Here is an 18,505-nt window from a genome sequence, read left to right as displayed (position 1 = left end):
CCGTTACGTTCCTGAATTGACCCTGCCGATCACCGCGGGCCCGCCCCCCCCCCCCCGCGGGCTTGTCAGATGTTGCGGCCGCCCCAGGCTCTTCCCTCGAAACGACAAGACAGCTGGATGTTTTCCACTTTACATATGGCCGGTTAACGGACATCTACGAGAACGGCATTGCGGTATGGGTTGCGACTCATGCCTGGCTACCGGGGCGAGCAGTGACGTTGTCCTACTAGCTGGCGCCAGTGACTATCGAAACGACAAGGGACGCCGCAGCAACCAAAACGGCTGTCACGGCCAGAAGCACATTGATCTTGTCTTGCTTAGCCTGCTGGGCCGCAGACTGCTCTCGATGGGCCTTAATCTCAACAGTGACGCGCTCCGTGTTGCGATTGCTGGTCTCCACGCTGGCCATCAGCGCAGTCAGCTCGATCAATAGGTTGTTCGTCTCATCCGCGGTGTCCTGGGCGCGCTTCACCTGGGCGTTCTTCTCGGCTTGGGCCTCTGCCATGCTTTCGGCAAGCCCATCCAGGTCAGGAGGCTCGATGTCAGGCGGGCGCTGGAGCGCGAGGAGCTCGATTTTCTCGGGCTCCAGCCATGACGAGGCGTTCCCTTGGGACAGATTGAGGTTCCGATCGGTGATCTTGCGTGCTGCATCCTGCAGATGAGACAGATCCGGGGCCAGTCTTTCGCCCAGCTGATTCATGCTTTCCCGTAGTTGGTGAGAAACTTCTTGTGTCTCGTGTAGCTCTTCGGGGGGAACTTCGTGCTCGCGCCCTTCCTTGATGAGCTTTTGGATTTCGCGAACGCGGCTCATCTTCATTCCGGTGGCCGGATACTTGCGTCGAATCCTGGGGAGTGTCGCTTCTGCCTCTCCGGGTGTGTTGCCCGCGGCACGCTCGTCGGGGGTGTCAGTCATAGGCTCTCCTCGTGGTCGTCCCTCCATTGTTCACGCATCATGCGTAATGATGGGGAACGCGCCCAGCGCGCAACTGCCGCGCAATCAGGTGCCGTTGATCTGACTTGCCCGTGGGGAGGTGCGAGGTCCGGGGTGCCACCGTGTAGGTTCCGGTTGGTCACGGTGTCCCGTCTTAGTAGAAACTGCACTGCTCAATAGGCAGTGTGCATGGTAGAGCGAGAATAGGCCGACCATCGCCCCGTTGTGCCAGCAAGAGCAGCGGGGTTGAGACAAGAGCCCTCTGCCTGCAATCGCTGACGAGTGTCACTGGCTCAGGCTACGGTCCATGTGCATGACGAACACCGGCATCATCTCTCAGAAGTCCCTGATCACTGCCGTCTTCGAGGCAGCCGAGCACGCCAGGAAGCACCTCGCCCGTTTCATCCCCGATCTCGACCGGGACCGCACCGAGTACGCCGTCGCGACGGTGCTTCTGGAAGAGGCGTGGGTCAGTCGCGCGGGGTGACGGCGGTGTCCGTGAAGCCGTAGGTCCTGATCTTGGGCCGGGGTCGCTTCTTGGGCGGCAGACCCTTGGCGGCTCGCTCCTTGTCCTCGCGGCGTTCCTGAGCGGCGATTCGGCGGTCCTCGCGGTCTTCGGCCTCGAAGCGGGCAGCCAGACGCTCTAGTTCGGCATCGAGGTCAGGGTCGGGGCGACGGATGGGCATGATGGTCCCTCTCTGTGGCAGGTCTTGCATCGCTGGGTGCTACAGAGGGTAGACCGCAAGCCTGTACGAGCCAGGAAGCCTAATCCTTCGTGCTCGGTGGGAGTGGCGTCGAGGGTACGAGCGACCGGCGCGCTCACTTCCCCAGTGCAGCACCCCGATGGCGACCTGCCTCTCCTTCAGCCCAACCAGCATTGCAACGATACTGGCTACATGCTCAGCGGAGGGGTGGATTACCCTTCCGACATTCTCCGCACTAAGTCAATGGCGCTCTCGACACAGACCGGCAAGGTCGCCCGGCCCTCCAACCTGTTACCACTGCCTTCAACGGTGATTGACCACTCGATTTCAAGATTTTCGGCATCTGGATCGGTCGACAGGATCACCAACTCACCTTCGTCAGTGTCCCAGGGGGTTCCTGGCCTAAGGGATTCTGGCGTCAGGACGATACGAACATCGCCGCCGTGCGTGTTCTCCCACTCCACGTCACGTCGTCGACCAACAGGGTGCGATGCCACGAAGCATGTTTTTGCTGGCAATCTCGTACGGACTCCGGACATCCTCGACCTGAGGGAGAATCTCGTCATCATCAATGTCCTCCGCATCCAGAGCATCCAACGCTCTCGCCTCGCGGACCAGAACAATCACCTCGGGCCTGCCGAGGTAGGTGGCCTGTAGGTTCTCCAACCTGAAGGTGATCGGCTCAGCAGTTGCTGAGGCGAGCAGGTCCATCCCCTTGGCCCATTCTTGGCCAACGCGACTCTTGAACTCGCGGAGTTGCTCCTCAACGCCCAGCCGAGGCCCCGACAGCGATAGCGGCACGGGGATGTTGAGTCTCCATGGGCTGGACTTGTGCCCCTGCTCTTGTTCCTCTGCTGCCCGGGATTCGCGATACTCCTTCGTCAGCGTGTCCACCCAGCGGGTCCGCAATGCTTCGCTCTCGACCATGTGCAACGCTTGGCCGTGGACCTCGAAGTTCACCGAAAGTTGGGCGTCCACGTATGTCCGGGCACGTGCAACTAGGGATACAACCTCGACACCGTGGGCCTTCCGGGTCCGCGACTTGTCCCGGACATAGATGTCACCGTTGGCCAGTGAGAACTTGGTGTCGGCACTGTCAGAGGGCTGGAAGTCCTTGTGGCAGGCGAAGGGCGGCTGGCCCTGCGACGGAGGCTCCACGAGGACGAAGAGAACTTCGTGCGTGTCCGAGGTGGCGAGGCGAGCCAAGTCCCAGCGAGGGCCCTCCGGCCCGAGGTAGGGCTTCAGCCTGTCGGCCAGTTCGTGGGCCTCGACGCCCTTGGGGATGCCTGGAGCCTGACCCTTCTCTGCTCCGATGACCATAACCCCGTAACCCTTGAAGTGCCCAGAGGCCGTCTCCGGCAGACGATTGGCCATCCCGAGGATGAACTTGGCGATCTTGGCCACCCCGAGGCCCCTCTTGCTGGGGTCGATGTCGCTCTTGGCTTCTAGACCGAGATGCTCAGCAGCATCACCCTCGTCCACAATCGCCGCCAGAATCTGGCGCAGTCGCACCTCTCCCATCGGAGCGAAGTTAGTATCCATCACTTCCCCTTGCTACGCGATCTGCTCGGCTTCCCAGGCGTCTCTGGCGGATCGACTGAGCGAAGGTCCCGAAGAAGGTCCCTTTCCGGGAACTCGATCATGTGCGCTGGCGTGGGCGCACCCACGCTGAAGACTCTCCATCCAGCGCCACGGACGTACCTGAGCGTGAAAAGCGTCATGGGGACCTCGACAAATCCTGCGGCGTCTATGCGTCGCTCAGCGGCCTCGTCTGTCAGCGTCTTTACGTAGGCGATGCGAGGGGCGGGGTAGTGCACGTGCGCAGCAATCCCGAGTTGGGACCAGCCGCGCGCGGCCTCCGTCCACTGGTCGTTGGTCATCCGGCTCCAACCCTCGGCGGCTGGGTCCAGGAGTGCTGAGATCAGGTCCCAGTCCGGCCCTTCCTCTCTACCTAGGGCAGTGAGAAACAGCAACACGATGGTGACTGGGTTGAAAGGGTTTTCGATCTGCCCCATCTGTTCTTCGCCATACTCTGGGTCGACGGCAAAGAGCGCAGCCTCACCCTCCTTCGACTGTCTCGTCAGAGCAAGATCAAAGTTTCGGGTCCAGCGCTCTCCAGTCGAGTCCGTGAAGGCGATGGCTGCTGTTGGGCCACTCATCACGTTGCCCGCTTCGATGGAGCAGGCCAAGAGCGGGATCGTGATGTCCCACGACTGGCGCGAACGTGAGGCAAGAACGGGCAGGGGCAGGGGGACCGCGAGCGGGCCAACTGGGGTCCAGCGTCGAGGGGAGTTTTGGACACCGATGCAGACGTTCGCGTTGTAGACCGGACGGTCGCTCTCGTTAGCCACGTGAACGGTCGCCTTCCGCTCATAATGGCTCCCGTCTTCGCTGGGTGTCGCCTCGATCTCCACCCAGGCGGACACCATCCCAGCCTGTCTCTCCTCGGCCTCAGCCCGCTGTTCCGAATGGGCCTCTGCCAACGCTCGCTCTGCGCGACGCGCTCGTGCAGCCTCTCCGGCTGCTAGCAAGAGCGCGACGACAACGGCACCAACTGTTCCTAGTGCCGATGCCGCCTCCCACCAGGTCGCGCCCGCAATCACGTCTCTCCCACCTTGGTCAGTAGTCGCTCGCTACGTCGGACTCATACAGACCCTTGGCCGTTTTGGCATCCCGGATGGCCTGTCGCACATGGTGCTTGGTGAGGTCGAGGACGCGCATTGTCCCTCCGGTCTCGGCTACGGACTCGATGCGGCGGAACTCGCCCTGGTACTTCTCCGCGAACGCTGCCAGCCCTCGCAACTTGGGGAGCGCGTCGGAGAGATGGTGCCCATGCGGGTCCACGAGGTCGGCCACGACCTGGCCGGTGTGGTCGGTGCCGAAGAAGATGAAGTCCGGGCGCAGCGCCTTCCAGGTGCCGGAGTCTTCCTTGTAGGCGATGGCCAGGGACTCCTTGGTGGACCGGGCCGGGTTGCGGTACCAGCCCTTGAAGCCTGGCTGCCTGGCCTCGGAGTCCAGGACCTTGCGCTCCCACTCGTTCAGGGAGATGGGGTAGGTGCCGTCCTCGGCTGCCATGAGGTGCATGAGCCGCGTCGGCAGCGGGCTCTCTGCCCCGTCCACCTCCCTGACCATCGTCTCGGCCTGTGCCACCTTCGGGACGGTCAGGGAGACGCGCTCGGGCTGGGTCGACATGCCTTCCAGGCGGTCGTACTCGGCCTGGCGTTCGTCCGGCAGTCCCTTGCGTGCCACGCGCGTCTGGGTGAGCCACTGCCTTGCCAGGTCGTCGGCCTCAGTCTCTACGGCTTCTGCGATCTCCGGCACCCGTCCGAGGGCTGCGACGGTGATGTTGGCTTCCAGGAGGTCGTCATCGTCACCCTCAGGGCCGACGAGGTGGTCGACGTAGGAGGAGCACACTGCTGGGCTGAGGACACGGGTCGCGGCCCGGTAGGAGTCCTCGATGGCACGAGGGTCAGCCGACTCCTCGAACGACTTGTAGGTGAACCCTCCCCCGATCCGGCCCCGAGCCTCCTCACCACTCATGGTGAGCACGTCCTGGCGGGCGTGGGTGACCTTCTCCTTGTACTGCACCGCACGACCGTCGAGAACGGCGTGCAGGTGCGCGTGCGCCTTGACCACCGCGTCCTCCACGAGCAGGTCCTTGGACAACGCTGTCGCCAACGCGGTGAGCCTGCGGATGGGCTTGACGCCCTTCTTCGGGATCGTCACCGAGGGCAGGGAAGCGAAGCAGTCCCAGACCTCCTGCGCTACCTGCGGGTTGGGGTACAGGTCCACCGGGTTGAAGAGGACGCGGCGTCCCTCGCCGCCTCCGGTGTCGGTGTCCTCCTCGTCCTTGGAGGTTGCGCCCTTCATCAGCATCTCTGCCACGCCCGTGGCGGTCTTGCGGTCGAAGAACGGCAGCAGACAGTCTACGGAGTTGAGCAACTCGTTGCCCGGGATGCGCCGTGCCAGGGGTGTGCGGATCATCCGCCCGAGCAGTTGGGTGATGTGGGTCCGGTCCTTGGCCGGGCGCAGGGAGACCAGCACCTCCGCACGGGGGCAGTCCCACCCGGTGGAGATCGCGGACTTGGCCAGCAACACCCGCACGTGGGTAGCGTCCTCCACCCTCTGCGGCTCGATGTAGGGCACCGGCTGCTGGGCGATCAGCAGGTCCTGGTGCTCCCCGAAGACGTTCGCCACGGCATCCACCCCGAGTTCGGGCCACGCCTCGTAGATCGTGTCTAGCGTCCGCACGAGGGTCTCCTCGGTCGGTTTGTCACCGACCTGGACGACCAGGAGCGGGGTGACCGGATCGGCCTCCTCCTGCTCGTCCGCGTAGGCCAGCCAGGCAGCGGTCGAGGCTCGCACCTTCTCCACCGCGCGGCGAAGGAGAACCGTGTCGAACACGCCTTCCTCGGTCGGGATCGAGAGCACGATGTCGTCCTTCAAGAGGCCGGATGCCTGCACCAACGCCGAGTCCACCACCACCGGGGGAAGAGCCGTGCGGCTCTGGACCTGCTTCATGGCCTCCTCGAACCGCTCGACCGTGGCCGAGATGCCGAAGACCACCGGCATCGGCGGGACCGCCGCGTGCCCGTTGATCAAGCGGCGCACGATGGTCGTGCGGTCCTTGGCGCTGGTTCCCATGCCCCGGTGTGCCTCGTCCAGGACGAAATAGAGCGTGAGGTCCTTGTTCTCCACGGTGTTGGTGATCACGTCGTAGATCGAGGACTGCATCTCATCCGGGCGCGGCTGGAAAAGTCTCTCCTGCCCCGGAGCCGGTTCGGGCTCACCCCGCACCAGTCGCGAGTTCTTCGACAACTTCTGCGTGTTCAGGAAGTACACATGCCCCGGACGCAACGAGGGCTCCGAGAACGTCGTCTCGATCACCCGCAGCCGCGAGTCCAGTTCGCTCGCGGCCTCCTGCAACCTCGCCCGGGACTGCTCGTTGAGGTCCGGAGAGTCAGAGAACCACAACACGACCGCGCCAGGATCGGCGTCGAAGTCGAACTCGTCGTTGCCGAAGAAGAGCGCCTCGATCACCGCAGCGGCCATGACCGTCTTGCCCGCCCCGGTCGTGGCCGTCAGGGAGAACTGCGACAGCGAGCCGTAGCGGTGGTACATGTCCCGGGCCTGGTCCAGGTTCCGCAGCACGTCCCGCACCGCCTCGGACTGGTAGTCCTTCAGCGTGAAGCGCATCAGCGACCACCCCTGAGCATGAAGTTCTGCAAGTACGACTCGTACAACCGCACCGGCAACACCTGAGCGGGCAGGTCCCGGCACACCATCTGGAACGCGCTGTCATCGTCAGTCACGACGAACGCCGTCCGCACCGACTCCTCCTCAGCCACCCGGGCCACGAAGTCACCCGCCTGGTCCAGATTCTCCAACACGCCATAGGTCTCAGCCACGTCCCAGCCGTCCTCACCCAAGTCCTCGATGATCCGCCCCTGCGACCCGGCCCGCATCCACAGCATCGGCGCGATCCGCTCGAACGCCCGGTTGTGACGCACCGAGAGAGGAGCCTCATAAGTGAGAGTGAAGAACGCTGCGTTCTCCTCGAACCCCTCGCTCATCGGGAACTCGTCCGTGAACTTGTACTCACCCTTGATCGGCTCGCCCTCGGGTGTCCTGCCCGTGATCGCAGCAGTCACGCGCGGCTTGGTGATGCAGTCACAGATGCCCAACGCCTCCCAGTCGGGATCGCCCGGTCTAAGCCCCTGCTTGCGCAGTTTGCGTTGCTCGTCGGCGCTGACCTCGTTGTTCGTGACACTGATGCACTGACGACGACCACCGTCCTGCTTGTTGAGACGGATGACTGCGTGAGCCGTGGTGCCAGAGCCGCTGAAGAAGTCGAGGATCGTAGCGTTCGGCTTGTCCTTGACGAAGAAGCGCAGAGCATCTTCAACGGCGTAGAGAGATTTCGGGAAGGGGAATCTTCTGTTAGGCAGCAGGGACTTGAGCGTACGGGAGCCGTAGGTGCCAGCGTCGTGTGACAAGCGATTCCATGTAGTCTTGGCTGGAAGTTGTCGCGAGATTGTCTCCGAGTACGTGAGTTGATGATATCCCGAGGGAGATAGGCCATCAGAGACCAGTTCGCCCGTTTCGATTCTCTCCATCTCCGCGTTTCGCAAGTATTGCACGATCCAATCCCCAGCCTTATCACGGCTGGCGGCTCGCACGTATCCCTTCATTCGACGGTCTTCGAACGAAGTTCTATTCAACTCCCATCTGCCTTGACGCCCGTCGGGAAGTATCGGGAATACGATGTCAACGTCGTCCCGTCTTTCCACGTCCTCTGGGTTGTCGTCCTGTGCAAGAGGCTCCCCAGCCCCAAGGACCATCCCATCGCTCGCCCGGACATAAACAGGATAAAACTTGCTAGGTGAATCTGCCCGCTCCATTCCCGCACCTCGACGCCGGAGCGAGTTCCAGATCGCTGAACGGTTCTTCGCGGTGGGGCGGTAGTCGGTAAGGAGCATATCGTTGTCCGTCTTGCAAGGACGAGCGACGCCCAGCATTACGAAGAACAAATACTCATTGACGCGAGTGAACTCGGTGACGCGAGAGGCTCCACCTGGGCTGATGACGGAGGAGATCATCTGAATATTTGCTTCCGGGAATATCTGTTCGAGAAGAAGCGCCAGTCGAGCGTATTCCTTCTCGTCAATCGTCACGATGAGAACGGAATCGTCTGGGTTCAGAAGTTCACGGGCCACCTCCAGTCGCCGTTCCATGAACGCCAGCCACTTCGAGTGCCGGTAGTCGTCATCCCCCTCGACGTAGTTGTTGTTGTACTTCCAGTCCTTTGCTCCGGTGTTGTAGGGCGGGTCGATGTAGATGCAGTCAACCTTCCCGCGATGGGTGTAGGTGAGCATCTCCAATGCGTGGTAGTTCTCAGCGTTGATGACGGTGTGGAAGGGCTTGTCCGGCCCGCCGCGCTCCACCCGTCCAGTCTCGACCAGTCCCGGGTAGATGCGGTCATCGAACTCCGCAACCACCACCAGATCGTCCACGACCACAGCCCGGGTCTCCGGCTCGTCGGCCTCGATCTCCAGCAGACGAGCCACTCGCTGATCGTCGACGCGCTCGATCTTCTCCACGCGCCACAGCCGTTGATCCCCGGCCTTCGTCTCACCGCGAGGCGCTAGGACTCGCACCTTGTCCCCACGCCGCACAGCCCGACTCGGCAACTCGACGGCCTCGGGCTGATGCGGCTCGAAGACGAGCCCGAAGGTGCGCCGCTTCATCAGGGCGGCGAACTCCTTCTCCAGGTCGTCTCCGAGTTGCCAGTCGGCCTTCCTGGCCTGCCTCAACAGTTCGGTGAGTCGTGACACTCGCTGGTGCTCCTTACACGTCTGCGAGTGCTCGAACTCGCTGGTAGGCATCGTAATCGGGATGTCCGACAAAACCCTTCAGGCTTGGCCGAGGCACTGCCAGATCGAGTGGTGCCCCATAAAGTGGTGTAGTTCGCGGTGGCCAGGCTCGTCGTTCACGACGTAGGCGCGGTCACCGTGTGATCCTTCGAGAAAGCTCTCTACTTCTCACTCGAATGGAGTCATCACGATGACCGCTCCTCATATTGTCGACCCTGCGAGCGTGCTCGCTGAAGCCCTGACCGACGCGTCGCCGGATCTGATGCGCAGCTTGCTGCAGACGATGATCAACGCGTTGCTGTCCGCTGACGCGGACGCCGTTGTTGGTGCGGAGTGGGGCAAGCCCTCACCCGGCCGACTCGCGCAGCGCAATGGTTACCGGCACCGCGACCTGGACACCCGCGTTGGCACGATCGACGTTGCCATCCCGAAGCTGCGGGCGGGGACCTACTTCCCGGAGTGGTTGCTCGAGCGCCGCAAACGGGCAGAGACCGCGCTGATCACCGTGATCGCGGACTGCTACCTCGCCGGCGTCAGCACCCGCCGGATGGACAAGCTGGTGAAGACCCTCGGGATCCACTCCCTTTCGAAGTCGCAGGTCTCGCGGATGGCGGCCGAGCTCGATGAGCACGTCGACCAGTTCCGCCACCGGCCGCTCGAAGATGCCGGGCCGTTCACGTTCGTCGCCGCTGACGCGCTGACCATGAAGGTCCGCGAAGGCGGCCGGGTGATCAACGCGGTCGTGCTTATCGCGACCGGCGTGAACGCGGACGGGCGCCGCGAAGTCCTCGGGCTCCGCGTCGCGACATCCGAGACCGGGGCTGCCTGGAACTCGTTCTTCGCCGATCTCGTCGCCCGCGGCCTGGGCGGGGTGCGCCTGGTCATCAGCGGCGCCCACCAGGGCCTCGTCGAAGCGATCGCGGCGAACCTGCCCGGCGCGGTCTGGCAACGTTGCAGAACCCACTACGCGGCGAACCTGATGAGTGTCACACCGAAGACCATGTGGCCCGCCGTGAAAGCGATGCTTCACTCCGTCTACGACCAGCCCGACGCCGACGCCGTCCACGCCCAATTCGACCGGCTCCTGGACTACGTCGACGGGAAACTCCCCGACGCGCACGAGCACCTCGATACCGCACAAGCGGACATCCTCGCGTTCACCGGGTTCCCCGAAGGGCTCTGGCAGCAGATCTGGTCCAACAACCCCAACGAGCGCCTCAACCGCGAGATCCGCCGCCGCACCGACTCCGTCGGCATCTTCCCGAACCGCGACGCGATCATCCGCCTCCTCGGCGCCGTCCTCACCGAGCAGACCGACGAATGGGCCGAAGGACGCCGCTACCTCGGCCTCGACATCCTCGCCAAAAGCAGACTCACCCTCGTCGCCGACAACGACCCCGAGGAGATGACCGACAACAACCTCGAACTCAGCGCCTAACCCCTCAAACCGAAGGACCGAGCGCTACACCACCACCGGGGACTTGACCCGGACTGTGCTGCGGTAGAGGTTACGCATCTGCGCTCTATCGCGGTCGAGGTACATGTCGCCGCCCTGCGCGCGGCACAAGTCTGGGACTGCCGCGCCATCAGATGACATCTAGCCGTCTGGGGCCCGAGGGAGCCGTCACCGAGATGCGATGCAAAGATTCCATTGTGGGTACTGCAATCACGCTGTCGCTGAACGGCATCGACATTGACTGGGGCAAGAACCGGTACTGGAAGAATCACTACTGGCTCTTCCCGCCCAAGAGCCTCGAGGATGTCGAGTATCTTGTATGCCGACAATGTCGTCGAGACGAAGCAGGGCTTCCAGACAACCCTCGAAGCGGCATACTTCCGACTATGTCATCTTGGCTACTCTCACCAGGAGACGAAAACGAAGTTCAACACTGCCGTGGCGCGGTGGAATCGGACCGCGGAGTTGCACCTGTCCTTCGAGGACTTCCGCCTTGCTCTTACCAGCGTTGAGTTCGTCTCACTCACGCCCGCGGATCTAGAGTCGTACATCTGGGACTTCCGAGTCTTCGTGCTGAATCTGCTCGCTGCATGGGACACCGAGGACGCACAGCTGGAAGATTTCATTCACAGGCTGGACTTCGCACTCACCCTTCGAGTGCTCGCTGACCGCGTCGACAACCGCTCTCTGCCGCTCCGATGGCACCATCAAGACCTGATCGACAGCGGATGGGTAACACTCGACGACCTGATGGACATCGACCGGCAAACCTTCATCATCAACCACACCATGCTGGTTGGACACCTGCAGGATCATGCAGGGCTGTCCACCGTGAAACAGTTCGACCACTGGCTCGCGAGCCACGGGCTTTCCCAGGCAACGCCATACTTGAAAATGAAGCCAGACGGCACCGTCACTCAAGAGACGACGACCCTGCCCACCGCCGTCCGCAATAAGATTCATCACCCTGAGAACCCGCACAATGCCCTGTCCGATCACGACCTTCGTGACAGCCTCGAACTCCTGCTAGGGATCGCGAGGGCGCTCCCTAGCCCGCTCCCTGGCCTGAGCTAGCCGCCGGCGTCCCCTCGGATTGACTCGCGATGCTTCCGTCCGAGATCGCATGTGGCGTGACAGATTCACTCTTCGGACGGGAGCGCGACCCCGAAGACCGCCACAGACGAGTCGGAGTCCACGCTCAACGGGTGTTGCGCGAGCTGTGTGAGTTCGTCCGCCGCCCCCACGCCGACGATGGCCCCATCCCAGAACGTCAGTTCCCTCGAGTGCACCTGTGGTAGCACGCCGAAGTTGATCTCGTACGGATTGGGCCACAAGCGTACGGCTCGCCCGGTATCCACCTGAGCGTGGGCGATCGGCCATCCTGGGTGCCACACGATCGTGGCGTTCACTCCGGAGAATCCGAACGACTGGCTCATGAAGTTGAGATCTTCACCGTCAACGATTAGTTGCGGTAACACGATGTGCTGTTTGACTGCAGGCGGCGCATCCTCACCGCGGAGGTGCCGCCGCGTAACGAAAACCGAGAACCCAGCTGGGGGCTCGCCACCGGTCCTCATCCATTCCAGCCACTCGGGCCGGACGACCGGGAGCCGTGGCAGATCCTGGTCACGTTGCAGTCCTGGATGATCATGGTCCGCAGCAGCGTGCGCTGACAGCAGCCCGACCTTCAGCTGCCACCGAGCCAGGGCCACGCACTCGTCCGCTGACAGTATGAGTTCGTCGCTGGAGTCTCCATGTTTGAGAAGTCGACGTACAACGGGCTTCGCTGACTTCTCGATCGTCGTGTCTAGGGTGGCGTTGCAGTCCTTGCACGCGGGGACGTGAACCCCGAGCAGTGCGTCCGCAGTAACCGGGGTCTCCTTGTCGCGCTTCGTGTATGGAACGTCCGCGCGAGACGTCGTGAACGGGCCCTGTCCGTGGAACTTTCCGATAAACCAACTCGGCCAGACATGCTCCCCGACGCCGACGTTCGGGTTCGGGCAGAACACGCAAGCCTGCCCGGGGAATCTGTTGCTCATAAACACACAATACGGGTCCGACCATCAGACCAAACCGCTCTGCTGCTGGCCCACTCCGCGTTCCAGGTTGCCTCGCGATACTGCCGCCCTGGCGGGCCATCCTCACTTGAGTCTGCGGGTGTTCATTCGAAACATTGGGGATCAGACTGGCGGATGGGGCCGGATCAGTAGGCCATTGCGCATACACCGTAACGGCAGTTGTGTTGGCGGCGTCACCATGAGGGTGGTCACCGAGCCTGGCGAAACATGCCTCTCCACACTCATCTGTAAAGGTCCGTTTTATGACGCGTCAATCCACTCCGTAGGGACGAGCGCTTCACCATGGCGCCAGCGGTAGCGCACTGCGTCTGCAAACCAGTCTTCTGGGAGGTCCGCGTGGTCACATACGATTACCTGAAAATTGGGTGCAAGTTCAACAGCGACGTCCCGCATGAGTTCAAACATAGCCCGAACGGCGATCCGATCTGCATCATTCTCTGGTAGTCCGCTCTCATTGTCATTTTCCGAGGGATAGTGAGCCTGCGTGGGCTGGTCCAACATGAGGAATCGGGGTACTGGGCGGTTCTGTAGAGTCAGGTAGCGGTGCAGTGCTAAGTGTGTGGCGAGATGATAACCGACCCAGTTCTTCGCGCTACCGATGCGCGACAGCGGAGCAGGGCCATTCGCGGTGTCTGCAATGACGGTTAGCCGGGCCAAGTCGAGGCGAACATCCTCGGCGCTGTGTTCCAATTCGAGTTGCTCGGAATAAGCCTTGATGTCGCGACCCACAGCCACGAGGCGGGATGTCAGCTGCTCTCGGCGGTTGTCGTCATCCAATTCGTCTTCCAGCGCAGCCACCGTTGCTCGAGCTTGCTCAACTTGTTGGCGTAGTACCTCCAGGGATACATCATCAGTGAGTCTCAGTCGCGACAACGTGGCGTCAATGCGGCCACGGGTAAAGTCACGGATGTTGGAGCGAGAGTCTTCACTGACTTGGCGGACTCTATCTAAATTTTGAAGTGCTTCCTCGGTGACACGAATTCTCTCGCGCAATTCTTCTGCTTGACTGTCGAGGTCTGCCAAAGCCTTGCGGTGTGCGGGTCGTGCGCCTGCCAGGTTCCCGACCTGCGACCGCAGTTCTTCAAGGCTGTCCCGTAGTGCTTGGGGGGTCGGATCAGGGTCCTCTAAGTGGCTTCCGCATGCGGGGCAATTAAAAGTAGAGTGCTCCTGATCTTCGTGGTGATTCGCATTCACAATATCAGGAAAGAGCCTCAGAGAGGTTAATCGCGATTGCTGTTGCTCTAGTGCTGTGACAAAATGGTCGGTGGCTTTGGATTCGTTGAGTAGTAAGCCGCGATTTTCCATCACGGTACGTAATTGTTTAGAAAGGCCGTCCCGTTGCTCATCCAGAGTCCTCCACCGGTCCTGCTCTTCAGTACTATACGATGCAAAATTAATCGATTGCGTAACGCGTGCACTTTGGAGGGCGCTAATAAGCTCTCGGCGGTCAGTTATTTCAACATCTGCGGTAAGTCCTACGGCTCGAGCCTCAGCGTATAGGGAGCCCAACTCCACATCGATGGTTTGTGATGTTAGCTGAGCCCGCTCGTACTCTCCTTCGAGCCTGGCCGCGGTGCGTCGAGCATCGCGAAGTTGTGCGCGCTTGAGCGCCTCATCCGGTGCGACCGCGCCCAAAAAGTACGGAATTGTGTCACGTAATGCCTGGTCTATTCCCGGTTCACCCATGCGATGAAACATCACTGACTGACTCGCGATCTCCGACTGGGCTTGCAGGCAAAGGAGCGCAGCATGACCGAGATTGGCCTCCAGCGCATGCCGCAGTGCTCCTGCGCCGGGTACCGTCTCATTTTCCTCGATGTCGATACGACGACCGAGTTGCTGGCGCAGTTGCTTCGTGTCGATATTGGACTGCAGCGCTTCCAGAGGGGGTGGTTCGAGGTTCACTCCGAATTCCAGCATGGCCGTCGAGCTACTGGTACGTTGTTTGGCCGGCTTCGGGCGGGCGACGAATGCGCGAGAACCGTCATGGTCGAGTTGCCACAGGGTCGCATACCACTCGACGGTTTCAGAGATTGGGCCCACCGGGACCAAGTTGGTGTCGCGACCCAGGCAGTACTCGACGATCGTGAGTAACGCACTCTTTCCAGTACCGGACTCGCCGGTCACGATGTTGAGCGCGCCCGGCACGAAGTTGAGACGGCGGGTGCGCCTGTCTGCGTTGTAAAGGATCAGGGAAAGAAGCTGCACCCTACTAGGGTGCCACGCCAAGGACCACGAAGGTTGTTGCTGGTTGGTCGACTTTAGCCAACCACTTTCCCACGAACCCGGCCTTGGCAACAATCTGCTTGGCCTCACTGCCTCTCTCCAGAGTGTGGCCACGCCCACTAGCCAAGGTGCCGGTCAGGCATCCTTCCGAGTCGACGTGAAGTAGACCATTTTGGAGGCCAAACCGTATGCCTTCCTGAACTGGGTCACGTAGGGAGAGTGCGCGTCGCGCGAATCCTGCATGCTCGACTGGGTGATCAGCTACCCACGCGCCCAAGTTGGTTCTGCTCGTGGTCGGCAGCGCTTCGCGCGTTCCGCGATGCAAAACCATGGGAGCAACGACGAACGAGAGAGGCCAAGGCATTGAGTGTCCACCGTGAGAGTGGTACTGCAAAGCCGCGTTGGCCACGATGGCAGCCACCAACGCTGGGTTGAGCATGGCTGCTTCGGTGCGGGAACGCTCATGCCATCCTGTCATGTCACAAAACCATGCCATCCTTGCTAGGTGAAAGTTGCGGGGATCGTCTGAGGGACCGTCTGACGTATATTTTATGGTTTTCATAAGGTGCATTTACGGGTGATGCGCAGTGAGTCCGCCAGCCTGAGATGCCAGTGAATTTCGAGGCCACACGAGTCCAGTCGCATAGGTTCTGTCTCATGGGAATCACGCCCCGAGCACGAGAGCCTCAAGACGGATGGCGAAGTCTGGATGCCACCCGATTCTTTGGGTCACATCATGGTGTCCTGCGAGTTCATGCCGTTTCCCACGACCGTAGAAGCCTTCATTGTAGTGAGAGCGCACGGTGACCGCAGTCGATTGTAAAAGATAGTTAAGCAGCTTTCGACCGGCCTTGATTTTCGCTTTTTCCACGACTGAAGGGTTTAGGTCGTCAAGATCCAAGTCATAAACCATGTTTTCGAACTCTCTTTGCCACTCAAAGCGCAGTTCCTCTTCAAAATTCCGCAGCTCCTGTCGATCGAGAAGGCTGTCGCTAAGCCATTCCGTTTCTTGGGTAATAGCACGGTGATAGTCGATTATTGGCTCTTCACAGTTGAGGGTGTGACGGCCATTGACGGGGTGCTGTCGGGGTAGACGTCGAGGTCCCCTGAAGATGGAGGTTCCTACGCCACCCATCCAGAAGACCTCGACTTGCCTGACGCTACCTTCGCGCGCCCCGACCTGACCAAGTTCTGCCGACTCGATGACCTCGGACTCGAAGTCGTCGGCCAGCACCTCGAACCCGACCGTGTAGTTCTGGCCTGTCGTGTTCTCGACGCCGATGACGGCAGCGAGGGCTGGTGCCGACGCTGTGGCTGTCAGGGTGCGCCGCGCGACGCCGTGACCCGCCGGCTGGCCCACGTGCCCTTGGGCTGGCGGCCGACCACGCTGCTGGTGTCGATCCGCCGCTACCGCTGCACTGGTTGCGGACATGTGTGGCGCCAAGACACCAGCCGGGCAGCCGAGCCCCGGGCGAAGCTGACCCGCACCGGCCTGCGGTGGGCACTGGAAGGGATCGTGGTCCAACACCTCACCATCGCTCGGGTCGCCGAGGGTCTCGGGGTCGCGTGGAACACCGCCAACGACGCCGTGCTGGCCGAAGGCAGACGAGTCCTGATCGACGACGAACAACGCTTCGACGGCGTCACCATCCTCGGGGTCGACGAGCACGTGTGGCGCCACACCAGGCGTGGTGACAAGTACGTCACCGTGATCATCGACCTCACCCCGGTACGTGAGGGCACGGGCCCCGCCAGGCTGCTCGACATGGTCGAGGGCCGCTCCAAACAGGCGTTCAAGACCTGGCTCGCCGAGCGCCCCGAAGCGTGGCGCGAGGCGGTCGAGGTCGTCGCGATGGACGGGTTCACCGGCTTCAAGACCGCCGCCGCCGAGGAGGTCCCCGACGCGGTCGCGGTGATGGATCCCTTCCACGTCGTACGCCTGGCCGGTGACGCACTCGACCAGTGCCGCCGCCGGGTCCAGCTCGCCGTCCACGGCCACCGCGGCTACCGAGACGACCCGCTCTACAAGTCCCGTCGCACCTTGCACACCGGTGCCGGCCTGCTCACCGACCGACAGATCGACCGGCTCAACCGGCTGTTCGCCGACGACGCCCATGTCGAGGTCGAAGCGACCTGGGGCATCTACCAGCGCATGGTCGCCGCCTACCGTGAGCCCGACCGCGCCACAGGCAAGAAGCTGATGACCAAGCTCATCGCCGACTTGGGCACCGGCGTTCCGAAGGCGTTGGTCGAGGTCGCGAAGCTCGGCCGGACCCTGAAGAAGCGCGCCGCAGACGTGCTCGCCTACTTCGACCGACCCGGCACCAGCAACGGCCCGACCGAGGCAATCAACGGCCGACTCGAGCACCTGCGCGGCAGCGCACTCGGGTTCAGGAACCTGACCAACTACATCGCCCGCAGTCTGCTCGAGACCGGCGGCTTCAGGCCCCAACTCCTACACCCTCAACTGTGAAGAGCCCGATTATTGCGGTTCGCAATGCTTCGCCGGCATAATCCACAAGTTTCAGTTGAGCGACGAAAAGGGAGCCATCGTAAAGCCCTATGTGCTCATTGGTGATTGCGGACAATGGCACGGTGGTTGGTAGGTTCTGTGTCGTGTAGCTATTACGCAGCTCGCGGATGAATGTGCGAACTTCACCGACGCTGACTGTGGCTCGAGTGTTTGAAAGCATCCCGATCGCCATCTGAGCCCACCAGTGCCATACCTGAGCGACGAAGCGGTCCTCGCCTTCTTGGCCAGCAGGTAACCCATAGGCCAGCTCTTCGCGCAATGAAGCGTCGATGGCCTCAGGTGAAATTTGGCCATCAAGCACACGAACTCGGTTGATTAGGTGACTTCGCCCGGCCTCGCCTAGTGCGAGGAAGGCCATGCGGGCAGCTTGAGTTCCAGCACTGGTGGACTCACTGGCGGCCTTGACAAGTAGTTCAATCGCAAGAGTGACGTCACGTGTCTCTCCGTCAGCGGTGCAGCTTGGCCGAAGGGCAAAGGCGGCCGTGCCGGGATTAGCAATAGACGTGGTAACGAGTGCTAGGTCGGGGCCGTGGGGGTCGGTCGCGTCGGGGCGGTCCATCCACACCTTGAGGGTCTTCCAGATGTCGACTCCCATGTCGCCCAAGCCAGCGGCTTTGGCCGTGGTGTGTAGCTTGACCTGAAGAAGCTCCAGGGCATCCTCAGAGTCATTCTCAGTGGTCCAAGCGACATCGTCGTGAAGTTCAAGGGTGATCGCCTGGTCCGGCCGAGTCCGTCCCTTGCGCAACAGCTCCACGAGCGCCCAGTTCGTTTGATATAGATACCCGGCCGCGGAGGCTGCGGCATTATGGCCGGCCATTCGAGCAGCCTCCTCGCAGACGACGTCTCGTGGTGGGAAGTGGGCCCTTGCACTAGACCACAAGGACTCTTATCGGATCACATTAGCGGCTAGTCCATGCCCATCGGCAGAGGTGGCCCTACGCCAAACATGCATCCGCATGCGCAAGTGGCTGTTCCTCCAGATAAAGCCAGGGCGCGACCAGGGCTCTAATGCGGGCGGGGGGAAGTCGCTAGTTGTTGTGGGGCATGAGGTTCTTGCCGTGGGTGTGCCGGTGAGATGAGGAACGGGCTCCTCGCCACAGGATGGAAGTTCCTACACCGTCCGTCCGCAGCAGCAAAGCTATGTTTTACGTGCCATAAAACGGGTGCACCGCTGGCCCGCGGGTCTTTGCGGTGGCACACTGGT

General features: G+C 61.8%; 16 protein-coding genes. 4 read left to right on the top strand and 12 right to left on the bottom strand.

All coding sequences use genetic code 11. The features are described from left to right. Nucleotides 1-226: 226 nt before the first annotated feature. A complete protein-coding gene (locus A5728_RS09955) occupies nucleotides 227-913 on the bottom strand; it encodes a hypothetical protein (protein ID WP_156523439.1) in 687 nt (228 codons plus the stop codon). A gap of 331 nt (nucleotides 914-1,244) precedes the next feature. Between A5728_RS09955 and A5728_RS09950 the strand changes: the two genes are divergently transcribed. After that, on the top strand, nucleotides 1,245-1,418 hold the full coding sequence (locus A5728_RS09950) for a hypothetical protein (protein ID WP_231885610.1): 174 nt from the start codon (nucleotides 1,245-1,247) through the stop codon (nucleotides 1,416-1,418). Here A5728_RS09950 and A5728_RS09945 read toward each other — a convergent pair. The 6 genes from A5728_RS09945 to A5728_RS09925 all read right to left on the bottom strand — a co-directional run bounded on the left by A5728_RS09945 (nucleotide 1,402) and on the right by A5728_RS09925 (nucleotide 8,969). Continuing rightward, entirely contained in the window at nucleotides 1,402-1,617 is a 216-nt protein-coding gene (locus tag A5728_RS09945) for a hypothetical protein (protein WP_064846876.1), read from the bottom strand. The two genes, A5728_RS09950 and A5728_RS09945, sit on opposite strands and share 17 nt — an antisense overlap. A gap of 230 nt (nucleotides 1,618-1,847) precedes the next feature. After that, complete coding sequence (locus A5728_RS14230) at nucleotides 1,848-2,099, bottom strand: hypothetical protein (RefSeq protein WP_156523438.1); 252 nt, start codon at nucleotides 2,097-2,099, stop codon at nucleotides 1,848-1,850. A gap of 1 nt (nucleotide 2,100) precedes the next feature. Beyond that, nucleotides 2,101-3,177 carry a hypothetical protein gene (locus A5728_RS09940; protein WP_064846875.1) on the bottom strand — a complete coding sequence of 359 codons (1,077 nt, stop codon included), beginning with the start codon at nucleotides 3,175-3,177 and terminating at the stop codon, nucleotides 2,101-2,103. Continuing rightward, nucleotides 3,177-4,238: a hypothetical protein gene (locus A5728_RS09935; protein WP_156523437.1), complete on the bottom strand. Its 1,062-nt coding sequence runs from the start codon at nucleotides 4,236-4,238 to the stop codon at nucleotides 3,177-3,179. The genes A5728_RS09940 and A5728_RS09935 overlap by 1 nt, the downstream gene beginning before the upstream one ends. A gap of 16 nt (nucleotides 4,239-4,254) precedes the next feature. Beyond that, nucleotides 4,255-6,831 (bottom strand): DEAD/DEAH box helicase, encoded by a 2,577-nt coding sequence (locus A5728_RS09930; protein WP_064846873.1) that lies wholly within the window; start codon nucleotides 6,829-6,831, stop codon nucleotides 4,255-4,257. Beyond that, the gene (locus A5728_RS09925; protein ID WP_064846883.1) at nucleotides 6,831-8,969 is read right to left on the bottom strand and encodes a site-specific DNA-methyltransferase; all 2,139 of its coding nucleotides are present in this window, start codon (nucleotides 8,967-8,969) and stop codon (nucleotides 6,831-6,833) included. Before A5728_RS09925 ends, A5728_RS09930 begins: the two co-directional genes overlap by 1 nt. A 229-nt stretch (nucleotides 8,970-9,198) precedes the next feature. On the opposite strand from A5728_RS09925, the gene A5728_RS09920 reads away from it, so the two are divergent. Next, entirely contained in the window at nucleotides 9,199-10,446 is a 1,248-nt protein-coding gene (locus A5728_RS09920; RefSeq protein ID WP_064846872.1) for an IS256 family transposase, read from the top strand. Nucleotides 10,447-10,767: 321 nt separating this feature from the next. Next, on the top strand, nucleotides 10,768-11,538 hold the full coding sequence (locus A5728_RS09915) for a hypothetical protein (RefSeq protein WP_064846871.1): 771 nt from the start codon (nucleotides 10,768-10,770) through the stop codon (nucleotides 11,536-11,538). Between the two features lie 65 nt (nucleotides 11,539-11,603). Here A5728_RS09915 and A5728_RS14225 read toward each other — a convergent pair whose 3' ends face one another. From A5728_RS14225 to A5728_RS14220, 4 genes are all read right to left on the bottom strand, one after another. Then, nucleotides 11,604-12,503 (bottom strand): hypothetical protein, encoded by a 900-nt coding sequence (locus A5728_RS14225; RefSeq protein ID WP_156523435.1) that lies wholly within the window; start codon nucleotides 12,501-12,503, stop codon nucleotides 11,604-11,606. A 279-nt stretch (nucleotides 12,504-12,782) separates the two neighbouring features. Then, on the bottom strand, nucleotides 12,783-14,750 hold the full coding sequence (locus A5728_RS13700; RefSeq protein ID WP_082943396.1) for a DUF3732 domain-containing protein: 1,968 nt from the start codon (nucleotides 14,748-14,750) through the stop codon (nucleotides 12,783-12,785). A 4-nt stretch (nucleotides 14,751-14,754) separates the two neighbouring features. Then, on the bottom strand, nucleotides 14,755-15,246 hold the full coding sequence (locus A5728_RS15130; RefSeq protein ID WP_369795632.1) for a three component ABC system middle component: 492 nt from the start codon (nucleotides 15,244-15,246) through the stop codon (nucleotides 14,755-14,757). Nucleotides 15,247-15,432: 186 nt separating this feature from the next. Beyond that, a complete protein-coding gene (locus A5728_RS14220; protein WP_156523434.1) occupies nucleotides 15,433-15,903 on the bottom strand; it encodes an ABC-three component system protein in 471 nt (156 codons plus the stop codon). A 15-nt stretch (nucleotides 15,904-15,918) separates the two neighbouring features. Here A5728_RS14220 and A5728_RS09895 point away from each other — a divergent pair, with 15 nt between their 5' ends. Beyond that, complete coding sequence (locus A5728_RS09895; protein WP_064846867.1) at nucleotides 15,919-17,241, top strand: ISL3 family transposase; 1,323 nt, start codon at nucleotides 15,919-15,921, stop codon at nucleotides 17,239-17,241. Here A5728_RS09895 and A5728_RS13690 read toward each other — a convergent pair. Beyond that, the gene (locus tag A5728_RS13690; protein WP_082943394.1) at nucleotides 17,210-18,118 is read right to left on the bottom strand and encodes a dsDNA nuclease domain-containing protein; all 909 of its coding nucleotides are present in this window, start codon (nucleotides 18,116-18,118) and stop codon (nucleotides 17,210-17,212) included. The two genes, A5728_RS09895 and A5728_RS13690, sit on opposite strands and share 32 nt — an antisense overlap. Between the last annotated feature and the right edge of the window lie 387 nt (nucleotides 18,119-18,505).

It is taken from the genome of Kocuria sp. ICS0012 (assembly GCF_001665945.1).
GTDB lineage: Bacteria > Actinomycetota > Actinomycetes > Actinomycetales > Micrococcaceae > Kocuria > Kocuria marina.
This window is presented reverse-complemented; position numbering and strand designations above follow the sequence as displayed.